The sequence below is a fragment of the Pedobacter sp. T50_32 genome (assembly GCF_057652195.1).
On record NZ_JBYFBY010000010.1, the window covers coordinates 1 to 13,015 of the forward strand.

At 38.8% G+C, this 13,015-nt stretch carries 12 protein-coding genes; 7 read left to right on the forward strand and 5 right to left on the reverse strand.

Annotation, left to right across the window (positions count from 1 at the left end; translation table 11 throughout):
* Positions 1-366: JAB domain-containing protein (locus AC23ME_RS20090; RefSeq protein WP_487729523.1), on the forward strand; the 366-nt coding region annotated here is incomplete at its 5' end.
* A gap of 1,009 nt (positions 367-1,375) precedes the next feature.
* On the opposite strand, the gene gap is transcribed toward AC23ME_RS20090, so the two are convergent.
* The 3 genes from gap to pfkA form a co-directional block, all read right to left on the reverse strand.
* Positions 1,376-2,374 (reverse strand): type I glyceraldehyde-3-phosphate dehydrogenase, encoded by a 999-nt coding sequence (gene gap / locus AC23ME_RS20095; protein ID WP_487729524.1) that lies wholly within the window; start codon positions 2,372-2,374, stop codon positions 1,376-1,378.
* A 116-nt stretch (positions 2,375-2,490) separates the two neighbouring features.
* Positions 2,491-3,333 carry a hypothetical protein gene (locus AC23ME_RS20100; protein WP_487729525.1) on the reverse strand — a complete coding sequence of 281 codons (843 nt, stop codon included), beginning with the start codon at positions 3,331-3,333 and terminating at the stop codon, positions 2,491-2,493.
* Between the two features lie 5 nt (positions 3,334-3,338).
* Entirely contained in the window at positions 3,339-4,328 is a 990-nt protein-coding gene (pfkA, locus tag AC23ME_RS20105) for a 6-phosphofructokinase (protein WP_487729526.1), read from the reverse strand.
* A gap of 123 nt (positions 4,329-4,451) precedes the next feature.
* Here pfkA and AC23ME_RS20110 point away from each other — a divergent pair, with 123 nt between their 5' ends.
* Complete coding sequence (locus tag AC23ME_RS20110) at positions 4,452-5,141, forward strand: NUDIX hydrolase (protein WP_487729527.1); 690 nt, start codon at positions 4,452-4,454, stop codon at positions 5,139-5,141.
* Positions 5,142-5,944: 803 nt separating this feature from the next.
* Here the strand turns inward: AC23ME_RS20110 and AC23ME_RS20115 are convergent.
* Positions 5,945-6,796 carry an N-acetylglucosamine kinase gene (locus tag AC23ME_RS20115; RefSeq protein WP_487729528.1) on the reverse strand — a complete coding sequence of 284 codons (852 nt, stop codon included), beginning with the start codon at positions 6,794-6,796 and terminating at the stop codon, positions 5,945-5,947.
* 422 nt (positions 6,797-7,218) lie between these two features.
* On the opposite strand from AC23ME_RS20115, the gene AC23ME_RS20120 reads away from it, so the two are divergent.
* A complete protein-coding gene (locus tag AC23ME_RS20120; protein WP_487729529.1) occupies positions 7,219-8,247 on the forward strand; it encodes a threonine aldolase family protein in 1,029 nt (342 codons plus the stop codon).
* Between the two features lie 130 nt (positions 8,248-8,377).
* The gene (locus AC23ME_RS20125) at positions 8,378-9,136 is read left to right on the forward strand and encodes a hypothetical protein (RefSeq protein WP_487729530.1); all 759 of its coding nucleotides are present in this window, start codon (positions 8,378-8,380) and stop codon (positions 9,134-9,136) included.
* 20 nt (positions 9,137-9,156) lie between these two features.
* Here AC23ME_RS20125 and AC23ME_RS20130 read toward each other — a convergent pair whose 3' ends face one another.
* Positions 9,157-9,612 (reverse strand): DUF2721 domain-containing protein, encoded by a 456-nt coding sequence (locus AC23ME_RS20130; RefSeq protein ID WP_487729531.1) that lies wholly within the window; start codon positions 9,610-9,612, stop codon positions 9,157-9,159.
* 225 nt (positions 9,613-9,837) lie between these two features.
* Here AC23ME_RS20130 and accC point away from each other — a divergent pair, with 225 nt between their 5' ends.
* From accC to AC23ME_RS20145, 3 genes are all read left to right on the forward strand, one after another.
* Positions 9,838-11,328, forward strand: coding sequence for an acetyl-CoA carboxylase biotin carboxylase subunit (accC, locus tag AC23ME_RS20135; RefSeq protein ID WP_487729532.1), 1,491 nt, complete (start codon positions 9,838-9,840; stop codon positions 11,326-11,328).
* Positions 11,329-11,916 carry a riboflavin synthase gene (locus AC23ME_RS20140; RefSeq protein WP_487729533.1) on the forward strand — a complete coding sequence of 196 codons (588 nt, stop codon included), beginning with the start codon at positions 11,329-11,331 and terminating at the stop codon, positions 11,914-11,916. It abuts the gene before it with no gap.
* Positions 11,917-12,222: 306 nt separating this feature from the next.
* Positions 12,223-12,684 (forward strand): DUF4268 domain-containing protein, encoded by a 462-nt coding sequence (locus tag AC23ME_RS20145; RefSeq protein ID WP_487729534.1) that lies wholly within the window; start codon positions 12,223-12,225, stop codon positions 12,682-12,684.
* Positions 12,685-13,015 lie beyond the last annotated feature (331 nt).

The following is a 13,015-nucleotide window of genomic DNA, read 5'->3' on the forward strand; positions in this document are numbered from 1 at the left end:
ATGAGGTGGTCAGTTTGCCGCGGAATAGGTGGTCAGCTTAAACCGAAATCAGATGGTCAATTTCAGCGAAATCTCCAACTTAACCGCAATAACAGAGTGTTGGGCATTGTAGACTTATCCACTGGCGGTGGAGGTTCTACGGTGATGGATGCTAGAGTGATATTTGCAACTGCGTTAAAAGCAACTGCTACTAGCATTATAGCGGCGCATAACCATCCAAGCGGTAATCTTAGACCATCAAGCGAAGATATACGATTAACCACAAAGCTAAAGCAGGCGGGTAAGCTACTAGAAATTGAGGTTCACGACCACTTGATTGTGAGTGAAACTGGATATTATAGCATGGCAGAAGAAGGAATGATGTAGTGATGGATAATCAAACTGAATTTAATAACTCGTTTGTTCTTGTATGGTTTATAAGGTAAATAGCTTAAAATCAATTGTATATTACAGGGATGAGAGAATGCTTAAAAAGCTTCAATAGGGATGAGATTAGGGATAGTAGGGATGAGAGGAAGCAAATTCAGTATGAAATTACTAGATTTAACACGAATAAATAAATAGATTAATTAATCACTCAAACCCACAATCGTCCTTAAACACCGCTTCAGAGCACTCGCATGGCTATAAAAAAGAAAAGAGACAACTCATCCAAGCTTGTCTCTCTTTCTAACCAAATATAAACCTGTATGAACGGGTTGCTCTTTATTCCTTTTCAGGACTTTTATCTATTCTAGGGCGTTGATCTAAATCAACAGTACAAATGTAGGTATTATTTTTCTTAGTGTAAATGGTACACTAAGAAAATTTTATTTTGTCAGTCGTTATGACAGTTTAATGACATTTTCAGGCGTTTTCTTGCAGCTTTACTGCTTTAAAGGCCGTTTAACCATTGTAACTTCTGTTTTGCTCCGCAAAAACTAATCTATTAACGCAAAAATACGAAAGACATTTTGTTCTGCTTTTTAAAAGTTTTATGATAACAGTGTATTTAACTTTTATTAACATTAAAGGTTCATTTAGGTGCTGTGAGCAGAAATATCTAAACAGAAATCTTTCACTTTTTTAATTTTAGGTATAGAAATGTTTCTAGCAAAGATGAAAGGTTGATAAACACTTCTGCACCCAGCTTAGTCCCTGAGGTATCTAACTTAAACAAACGTTTTATTGGCTTGCGTAGCGATATGCTAGGAGGCCAGGATTTCGCACTTATGAAAGTTGGTATTCATTTCAACTGTTTAAAATCTAGTGCAGCTAGGATAAGCTTAAATAAACTTTGTGTTCTTCGTGCTTTGGTGGTTAAATCTTATCCGTTAAAAAACAAAAAAGCAGTACCTCTCGGCACTGCTTTCTATTTTTGGTTTGGATGTTATGCTTAAATATGTTTAGCTACTTCTTGAGCTAAATCGATGATTTTGTTTGAATAACCCCACTCGTTATCGTACCAAGAAACAACTTTCACGAAGTTATCGCTCAATGAGATACCAGCTTTAGCGTCAAAGATCGATGTACGAGCATCACCTAAGAAATCTGAAGAAACAACTTCATCTTCAGTGTAACCCAAGATACCTTTCAATTCACCTTCAGCAGCTGCTTTCATGGTGGCTTTGATGTCTTCGTAAGAAGCACCTTTTTCTAAACGTACAGTTAAATCTACTACAGAAACGTCTGCAACAGGTACACGGAACGACATACCAGTTAATTTACCTTTTAACTCAGGCAATACTAAACCTACCGCTTTAGCAGCACCAGTAGAAGAAGGGATGATGTTAGAGAAACCACCACGTCCACCTCTCCAGTCTTTAGCCGAAGGACCATCAACTGTTTTCTGAGTAGCAGTTACTGCGTGAACTGTAGTCATTAAACCTTCTAAAATACCGTATTTATCGTTTAATACTTTAGCAATTGGCGCTAAACAGTTAGTAGTACAAGAAGCGTTAGAAACGATGTTTTGATCTGCTTTTAATTCTTTGTGGTTAACACCCATTACGAAAGTAGGAGTGTCATCTTTTGCAGGAGCAGACATAATTACTTTCTTCGCACCAGCATCAATGTGTTTTTGAGCAGTTTCTTGCGTTAAGAACAAACCAGTAGATTCGATAATTACTTCAGCACCTATAGCATCCCATTTTAAGTTTGCTGGATCTTTTTCTGCAGTAACACGGATGGTTTTTCCGTTAACAACTAAGTTGCCATCTTTAACTTCTACAGTACCGTCAAATTGACCATGGGTAGAATCGTATTTTAACATATAAGCCATATAATCTGGCTCTACTAAGTCGTTGATACCAACAACTTCGATATCATTGCGTTTTACAGCGGCTCTAAAGGCTAAACGGCCAATACGGCCAAATCCGTTAATTCCTATTTTCATCTCTTTTTAATTATTTGTTTTTTTAATGTGATGAAGCTGTCTTGAAGACGGTTTCATGTTTTATCTATTTTTATTTTTAACTGTCATGAAGCTGTCCAAAAGACGGCTCATCGTATTTAATTGGTGTAATAATTTAATATGTTATGTATAGGTTCTTTGGTAACAGACACAATGCTGATGTTGTATTTGCTTGCCACTTCCCGTAATTGATCTTGGAAAGCGCCGGCCACCGAGCCCACAAAATGTACTTCTTCTTCCGGATGTTTTTCTATGGTAGGTAAAATGTAGCTTTGAAAATATTTCTCAAAACCTTGGGCCAACAACTGTTGGATAAACTTATGATCTCTATTGTCTAGGTAGAAATCTAAAAATGAAGCTAAATAAGTTTGTGCCTGAGGTTTTCTGTAAACACGTTCCAAAATACCTGGGCGGTCTAAGTTGTATTGCGCTTCTATTTTTGTCTTTAAATCTTCAGGTACTTTTCCCTCCAAGAAGTTTTTCAAAAGCATTTTACCAAAGTAGTTGGCCGAGCCTTCATCTGCAAGAATATAACCCAAGCCGTAATTGTTCTTCTCAGGTTTTTTGCCATTGTAATAAGCACAATTAGCGCCGCTACCTAAAATTCCAACAATACCAGTTTTATCATGGCAAGCTGCAATGGCAGCACCATACACATCGTCTTTTACCTTAATTTTGCCATTCACAAAGAATTGCTCTAACGTATTTGTTAGTTCTTGTTGTTTCTCTTTGGCAGATGCGCCTGCTGCGAAAACATAGATTTTTCTAATATTTTCGGCATTATGTATCAAGGTGATGTTTTTGCTCAGTACCTGAAGCACTTGCTTAGGGTCGTTAAAACATGGGTTAACACTTGCGGTATGCGTTTCGATCATGGCAGTGCCCTCTTGCCAAATTTTCCAGCAAGCATTTTTAGATCCACTATATACTACTGCTATCATCTTAACTATATTGATAAAACGTGTGTCATTTGCAACAAATCATCTTCCAATTTGTAATTGCTTAAACCGCTCAACGCTTCCTCTAAAGATGTTAAGCCAATCTTATTGCCTTTTAAACCCACCATTTTCATGCTTTCGCCGGCAATAAGTGCGTTAGTAGCTGCAAAACCTAATCTGCTGCCTAAAATTCTGTCGAAACCACTTGGGCTACCACCACGTTGTAAGTGACCTAAAACCGTTACTTTGGTGTCGTAGTGCGTAAACTTACGCTTCACAGCTTTAGCAATATCATAAGCGCCGCCGTATTTATTTCCTTCAGAAACAATTACAATGCTTGATGATTTTTTGGTAGAAGCACCCGATTTTAACTTGGTAATCAATTCTTTTAAAGAAGTTTCCCTTTCTGGCAAAAGTACCGCTTCGGCACCGCTGGCAATGGCACTACGTAAGGCAATGCAGCCAGAGTCGCGGCCCATAACTTCAATAAAGAATAACCTATCGTGCGAATCGGCAGTATCTCTAATTTTGTCTATGGCTTCTATAACGGTGTTAATTGCGGTATCGTAGCCCAGGGTAAAGTCAGATCCATAAAGGTCATTATCTATCGTTCCGGGTACGCCAATTACTTTAACGCCAAATTTCTCTCCAAATCGCTTAGCTCCGGTAAAGGTGCCATCGCCACCAATTACCACCAAGCCATCTATTTCTTTTTCCTGTAAATTCTTAAAGGCAATCTCCATTCCGGCATCCTCTTTAAACTCCAAACATCTGGCTGTTTTAAGGATGGTTCCGCCCATATGTAAAATATTGCTTACAGAGCGGGCATTCATCGGAATTATGTTGTTATTGATCAGACCTTGGTATCCTTGTATTGCACCGAACATGTTTTTGCCATGATAAATTCCGGTGCGTACCACGGCCCTGATGCAGGCATTCATGCCTGGAGCATCGCCTCCTGAGGTCAGTACTGCTATGTTCTTAATATTTGGTTTCATTCTGATTATACGAATATAACGTGTATTTTTTACACTAAGTAATTTTTTTTCAAATATTTTATGAATTAACGAAATAAGTGTCTTTATTTTGTTCCATATTTCGAACATTTTAAAGCGATTGTTTTGACAGAAGTGACCCCCGGTTTTGATTTTGCAGTCTCTATAGATTGTGTGCTTTTTGGTTTTGATGGTACCGAACTTAAAATTTTGTTGATTGAGAGAAACGAGGAACCATTTAAAGATTGGTGGGCTTTGCCCGGAAACTTGGTTAACCACGAAGAAAGTGTTGATCAATCTGCACAGCGTATCTTGAAAGAGCTTACTGGTTTAAGCGATATTTATATGGAGCAGTACTATGCCTTTGGCGATGTGAACCGACATCCACAGGGTAGGGTAATTTCTGTTGCCTATTATGCCATGTTGCGTTTAGGTGGCGATAAACCGCTAAAACCGCTAAGTAATTACGCTAAAAAAGCGCAGTGGGTAAACGTGGCAAGCTTGCCTAAATTGGCTTTCGACCATCAAAATATACTGAACAAGGGTTTAGAGAAAATTAAGCGCAGAATTAAACACCTGCCTTTGGCTTTCGAACTTTTGCCAGAGAAATTTACGCTTACGCAGGTGCAAAGTGTTTACGAGCTTATTTTAGGTAAAAAATTGGATAAACGTAATTTCCGCAAGAAAATTTTGAGCTTTAAAGTGCTTAAAGAGCTAGAAGAAAAGCAACGTGGTGTATCTTTTAGAGCGGCTACATTGTACAAGTTCGATAAACGTAAATACAACAAGCTGTTTGGTAAGGAAATTTCTTTCTAATTTTTCGCAAGCGATAATGATATTAGGCTGGGTTGATAACCTGGCCTATTTTTTTGAAAAGCAATTGCATTGCAGGTATTGATCTGTATTCCCGCTATCCGCTTTACTTCGGGCAAACACATTTGTTTGCCGCTACGTGTTCGCTGCTATCGGGTTTAATTGGCAATAACGGTGCAGGTATTTACATTTCCTAGCGTAACTCACTATTCTTTACGTTGAATATTATTTTAATGCAAAGGTTTCTAAGTATTGCAAAGAGCGCAAAGGGAAATGTTTTTAAATCGGTATTAAAAATAAGGGTGTTCGAAACATGGCTTTTTCTATATTGTTCAAAAACTACGTTGGCGAGGACGCCAACGTTTGACAGCGTTATTGTTGGCGTCCCCGCCAACAAATACTGGATTTCGAGTACCCCTAATTAGAAATTCTGTGATACGGAGTTTTGTGAAGCTTAACAGACTTTTGTTCGATAGCCCTGATTGCAGCGGTATCCTTTTTTGTGGTATTCTTGTACATAGGAGCATTTAATTTGCCCTTCCATAGGTTTTGAAATGACAGTTGGGTAACACAAAAAAGATAAAGCGTAAAGCAGGACTGCCATTAAAAAGAGGTAATGGAATTGCGCTTCAAATAATTCTAAACCTTTTGTCGCATTAAGATTGCCTGTCGAGCTGGCAATGACGAGAGGCACAAATAAAATGACCAATAACCAATAATCAATCACCAATTCGCTAGTGAACCAATGAACTAATAAACCAGTACGACTAAAAACAAAAAAGCTCCGATTTACGGAGCTTCTTGTTTTATCTTTTGCTTAAGTGGTATTCTACCAAGTCGTCTATTGGAGAGCGAATAATTTTACCTACGCCCATTTCGTACTTATCTGCTACTACACTTAACCTATCTCTAAAGCTGTAACCTACCGAGCCTACTACATTTAACAGGTGTTTGTTGTAGTTGGGGTAGTGTTTCACCAATTTCTCAAAAAACGCTGTGAAAGCTGTGTCTACTACATCTTCAGCGTAATCTGGGTAGGTTGATTTAAAATCGTATAAAAACTTGCTGAAGCTTGCACAGAAACGATTTGGAAGCGGTTTGTTGTAGATATTATCGAAAATATCTTCGTTGCTTAAACCGTAAATAGTGAAGAAGCTTTCGCTTAATCCTTTTGGCATGAAGCCTTTCATGTAATCGGCCAATAAGCGCTTGCCAATGAAGCTGCCACTACCTTCATCACCTAAGAAATAACCTAGGGAATCGATGTTCAAAGAAATGTCGCTGCCATCGTAAAGGCAAGTGTTGGTTCCTGTACCTAAAATAGCTGCAAAGCCAGGCTCGTCGCCCAAAAGCGCACGACAAGAAGCTAATAAATCATGATCTACATTGATTTTAGCATTTACAAAAACCTTTTGCATTGCATCCGATACAATTTTTTTGTTCGCCTCTGTAGAGCAACCAGCGCCGTAGTAGTAAACTTCTTCTAGTTTAGAAGCGTCTAGTGTGTCTGGCAAAGTGGTTCTCAACGAGTTTTCAATGTAATCTTGCTTTGCAAAATAAGGGTTGTAGCCCTCGGTGTTAAAATGGATTTTCCTTCCGGCTTCGTTAATTAAGCACCAGTTGGTTTTAGTAGATCCACCGTCTGCAATAAGTATCATTTTTTTGGTTTGTTAAGTTGTATAATTTGTATAAAAGTTTGGCAATATATCAGCCTTTATTGGAAATAAAAAATTAATATTAAGTTTTTTATTAGTTAATCTTGGGGGTATTCAAACGTTTGATTGTTAATAACTGGGGCGGTTTTTTATTAAAGTGTATTTTTTACACTATTTACGGCTGTTTTTAGAACAAATATGCTTTCGGTTTTAATAATAAATGATGATCGAAAAATTGTGAAAAACTACAATGTAATTTTTTCATTAATCAGATTTTATCATATGCTTTATCAACTGCGAGTGCTAAATTTGGATGTGTAAAAGATAGCATGCTAAATTAAATACTGAATGATATAGTCCGCGTTTCTTTGCATCGCTTACTTTGCCATTTAAAAATTAACCTTATAACCATAACATAAGCTCCAATGGAACCAAAAATAGACTTTAGAAGTGATACCGTAACCAAACCAACTGCAGGTATGTTGGATGCCATGATGAGCGCAAAAGTAGGCGATGACGTGTACGGCGAAGATGAAACCGTTCAAGCGCTGGAAACTAAACTGGCGACGATGTTCCATATGGAGGCTGGTTTGTTTTGTCCCTCTGGAACTATGACCAATCAGATTGCCATTAAGTGCTTTACTCAGCCTTTAGATGAGGTGATTTGCGATCAGACTGCTCATGTTTATCGCTACGAAGGTGGTGGTATTGCTTACAACTCGATGGCTTCGGTAAGGTTATTGTATGGAGAGCGGGGTATTTTAACACCGGAGCTAATTGAACCAGAAATTAATGAAGAGAACATTCATTATCCTAAAACAAGTTTGGTGGTTTTGGAGAACACGGTTAACAAAGGTGGTGGTAAATGTTACACTCTCGACCAAATTGAGGCTGTGCACAATCTTTGTAACATTAAAGGTCTAAAACTGCATTTGGATGGTGCTAGGGTGTTTAATGCTTTGGTGGCCACTGGAGATAAAGCTGCGCCTTACGGGCATTTCTTCGATGGAATTTCTATTTGTTTATCGAAAGGTTTAGGGGCGCCAGTGGGTTCTGTGCTCTTGGGTTCTTCTGAAATGATTAGACAGGCTAAAAGGATTAGAAAAGCCTTAGGTGGTGGAATGCGTCAAGCGGGGTTTTTAGCTGCTGCAGGTATTTACGCATTAGATCATCATGTAGAGCGTTTGGCAGAAGATCACTTACATGCCAAAGCTTTGGTTAGTGCTTTGACACAGGTTAATTATGTAGAAAACGTAATGCCTGTTGAAACGAATATCGTTTTGTTTGATGTGGTTAGTCGTTATAAAGCCGAAGATGTTGTGAAAGCTTTAGGTAGGAAGGGGATTTTATGTAATACTACTTCTGCTAAGACAATCCGCTTGGTAACGCATTTAGATGTTTCACCAACGATGATAGATCAAACGATTGAAGTGATTAGGGGTTTGGAGGTTTAAGGCCAAATGATCTATTGGGTGGTTGAATTATTGATTTAGCGAATGCTGGTCAAACATCTATTCAGTTGCAGAATAGTTGATTAGCTTTTTGTATCTTTAATAACTATTTCAAACTTTCAATTGTATCTAAATGACTGTTAGGTTCTCACCTTTAAAGTATTTTATTGCCCTTCTAATATTATCTGCAACAATTAGTTGTGAAAAATCCACAGATGCTACTGACACTCAGTCTGGTAAGGGAAAGATTTCTTATTTCGCCAAAGCAAGCTTTACCAATTCGAAAAACGCTAAGACAGCAATCATTGCGGGTGATAGTGTCGTAAATTCTATTGCGGTTAATTGGACTTACGCTACTGTTTGGGTTGAGAAGATTAATTTTTCGGGAAGCAAATCAGGCTTTCTCGATACTACGGTTATGATTGAAAGAAACTTAAATATTTTTAATTTAGATGCTTTTGCCGGTTTTATTCAGTTGCCTGAAGGTTCTTATAAAGATGTTAAAGTAAAAATGTTCTGTAGAAAGTCCCCGAAATCAGAGTTTGCATTTGATTTTCGAGGTACTTTTACCAATACATCTGGCAGTACAGATAGTATTAGGGTTGGAAGTTCTTACCCGTTCGAAGCAGATGTTACAGTAACTGAGATCACCATGAATAACAACGACGACTATAAAGTTACTGCTAACTTTAATCTCGATAAAGTATTGGCGGGTATTAAAGCGCAATCAATAGAAATGAACGTACTACCTCAACCCGGAAAGGGAGGCTCTAAGAATTATGTAATTTGGAAGGGAGGCTCACAAGATGTGCCTTTTTACAATCAAATTATTCAGAACTGGCAAAATGTAATTACTGTAAATGTAAGTAAAGGTGGCGTTGGTATGTATTAAAGGAGTTGTTGTTCTATTTACTAATGCTCAAACTTCTTTTTGATTTTCTTCACAATGGAATCGTCTTCAATACCTTCAATTGAGCTTAGTTCTAGTTCTAAAGCTTTGGTGCTTAATTGTATTTCTAATAAGGATATGAGTAATGAAACCAAGAAAAAAAACAAACTTAGTGCAAAGAAAATTTCTGCAGTAACATTGCGTTCCAAGTAAATAAATAGCATACAGAACAAACAGCACGCAAAACTCAAAACACCAAAAGCTTGCATATTCTTAATTAATCTTAAACGGTAGCGCAGGTTCTTGATTTGTAGTTGCAAGCCAGAATTGTGGTCGCTTTGTTCGTATTTGGATTTTAAGCTTCTAACCAAACTAGCCAATGCTAAAAAACGGTTGGTGTACGCTAACATAATTAAGCTGATGGCAGGGAAGAATAGGGCTGGTACGTTTAAGGTGAGTTGCATGGTTATAGGGTTCACAAGTTCATTTGTTTATTCCGAAATCCGATGATATCGTTCTAATAGTTTATCATTTACTCATTTAATTATTCAAAATTGAGTTATTCCGAAAGAACTGAGGATTAAGTTAGGTAAAAATTGCCAACAATATAGAATACAACAATCAAACAATCCAACCATTAACCAAACAATTTGCCATTTCGCAATAAAATCTACATCTTGTAAACGGTAACCAAGTATCAAGACATGAATAAAATATTGATAGCAAATCGCGGGGAAATTGCCTTGCGCATCATGCGTTCGGCAAAGGAAATGGGCATTAAAACGGTAGCTGTTTTTTCAGAAGCAGATCGGAATGCCCTGCATGTACGGTATGCCGACGAAGCAGTTTGCATTGGTCCAGCACCATCAAATCAATCTTATTTGGTAGGCAGCAAAATTATCGATGCCTGTAAACAAACTGGTGCGCAGGCTATCCATCCAGGCTATGGCTTCTTGTCAGAAAATCCAGCCTTTGCGCAAGAGGTAAAAAACGCAGGACTAATTTTAATTGGGCCAACTCCGGAAGCCATGGAAATTATGGGCAATAAACTTTCGGCAAAGGCAGCGGCGCTGAAATACAATATCCCCATGGTTCCCGGTACGGAAGAAGCCATTACCAACGTAGACGAAGCAAAAGTTCGAGCGGTAGAAGTTGGGTTTCCAATCCTCATTAAAGCAGCGGCCGGCGGTGGCGGTAAAGGAATGCGCATTGTTGAGAAAGTAGAAGATTTTGAAGAGCAAATGCAATTGGCAGTAAGCGAAGCCACTTCTGCTTTTGGCGATGGTTCCGTTTTTATTGAACGCTACGTTACCTCTCCACGCCACATCGAAATACAGGTTTTGGGCGACACCCACGGAAATATCGTGCATCTTTTCGAAAGAGAATGCTCGGTTCAACGTCGCCACCAGAAAGTAGTAGAAGAAGCCCCTTCGTCGGTTTTAACACCTGAAATTCGGGAGAAAATGGGTAGGTGTGCAGTAGATGTTGCTCGTTCAGTGAGCTATGTTGGCGCTGGTACAGTAGAGTTTATTTTAGACGAAAACCTCGATTTCTTCTTCCTCGAAATGAACACCCGTTTGCAGGTAGAACATCCCGTTACCGAAATGATTACAGGTTTGGATTTGGTGAAAGAACAAATTAAAATTGCTCGTGGCGAAGCATTAGGTTACCAACAGGAAGATCTGAAAATTAGCGGTCACGCCATGGAATTACGAGTTTACGCCGAAGATCCTTTGAATAATTTCCTGCCGGATATTGGCACACTGCAAACTTATCAAACCCCAAAAGGTTATGGTGTACGTGTAGACGATGGCTTTGAACAAGGTATGGAAATCCCAATTTATTACGACCCTATGATTGCCAAACTTATCACCTATGGTAAAGACCGCACCGAGGCTATCGAGCGAATGGTGAGGGCAATCGAAGAATATGACATTACGGGCATACAAACCACGCTAAACTTCGGTAAATTTGTAATGCAACATCCAGCCTTTGTTTCAGGTAAGTTCGATACGCATTTTGTGAGCAAATATTTCACGCCAGAAAGCTTGAAAAGCGAAAATGAGCAGGAAGCAATGATTGCGGCAATCGCAGCGGTGCTATTAATGCAAGATCAGAAAAGCAAATCGCAGCCAACCGCTTCCGAAGCCAAACAAAAGAGCAACTGGGTGCAAAATAGAAAGAAATACACGTAAATGTTTACAGGAATAATAGAAACTTTAGGCACTGTCCAAAATATACAAAAGGAAGGCGATAATATCCATTTTACCATCGCGTCTAACATCAGTAACGAGTTAAAAATAGACCAAAGCGTTGCTCACAACGGCGTTTGCTTAACCGTGGTGAAGCTAGATACCGATGCCCATACCGTAACTGCCATTGATGAAACCTTGCAAAAAACCAATTTAGGACATTTGATGATAGGAGCCAAGGTAAATTTAGAGCGTTGTATGCAGATGAATGCTCGTTTAGATGGGCACATTGTGCAAGGTCATGTAGACCAAACTGCTACTTGTGTTTTGGTGAATGAGCTCGATGGAAGTTGGGAGTACCGCTTTAAATACGATGCCTCAAAAGGTAACGTAACCGTAGAGAAAGGTTCGGCCTGTGTGAATGGCATAAGTTTAACGGTGGTCAATTCTGCCGACGATGAATTCTCTGTTTTTATTATCCCTTACACGCACGAGCACACCAATTTGCAGGATGTGAAAGTTGGCGATACCGTTAACTTGGAGTTCGATATCATAGGCAAATACGTTGCCCGTTTAATGGGAAGGAATTAGTTTTTGGAAAAGAACGAGGTTAGTTCTTGGCAACTGTAGCCCCGCTTTTCGTTGAAATCTTTTTGTTTAGCCAGTCTGTCATCCCGACGGAAGAGGGATCTAATCCTTTAGTGCAGCAACAAACAGATCCTGATCCACCAACTGGCGGATCAGGATGACAGAAGAAACAAAAAGTATTTACACTTCAATCGGATTTAACTAACAAAAATCCTTCGCTTTTTTGAAACAAAACTGGCCAATGCTTGCTATTAATGATGTGCATTAACCTTAAAACATTCCAACTTTAAAACCTTACAACACAGTCCAATGTTCAGCAAAGAAGAAGCCACTAGGTTACGACAACAGTTTTGGATCAGTTTCGGTCAGTACATGAAGCCTATTCCCGGTGCCGAAGGATTACCGGTAAACTGGGTGAACTATAAAACTGGTGTGAAAAATATCTTCTTCCGTATGGATGCCGAAAAAAAACACGCCAGCATTGCCATCGAAATTGCACATCCAGACGAAGGAATTAGAGCGCTGTTGTTTGAACAGTTCCAAGAATTTAAAATGCTATTGGAAAACACGTTGAACGAGCAATGGGAATGGTTGCCATTTACTACTAATGCGTTCGACAAGCAGGTAGCTCGTATAGAATGTGTGTTGCCAAACGTAAGTGTTTATAATCAGCAGCAATGGCCAGACATTATCGCTTTTCTAAAGCCACGCATCATCGCTTTAGATGAATTTTGGACAGATGTAAAGCCTGTTTTCGAGGATTTGAAATAATTCTGCTTGTCATTTTGAAAGAACAGATTTCAAATCTGTAGCTATAAAGGTCGAGATTGCAAATTCCGAGCAACACAATTTTGCAATTTATAACTTCGAAATAAATATTGTTGGCGGGGACGCCAACAAAAGCAATTCCCCGCCAACGTTTATTAATGATGTTACCTGAAAAAAATCTCACATAGATACATTGCAATTTAGACTAGCGAAAATAGCCAAGGCCGTTAAGGTTATTTTTTTCCGTTGCTAAGAACTTATCTCGGCCTCTTAGCATAGCGCAGTGAAAGCCGATAAAACGTAAGCAGTTCTTTTAAGAGTTTTACAACATAAG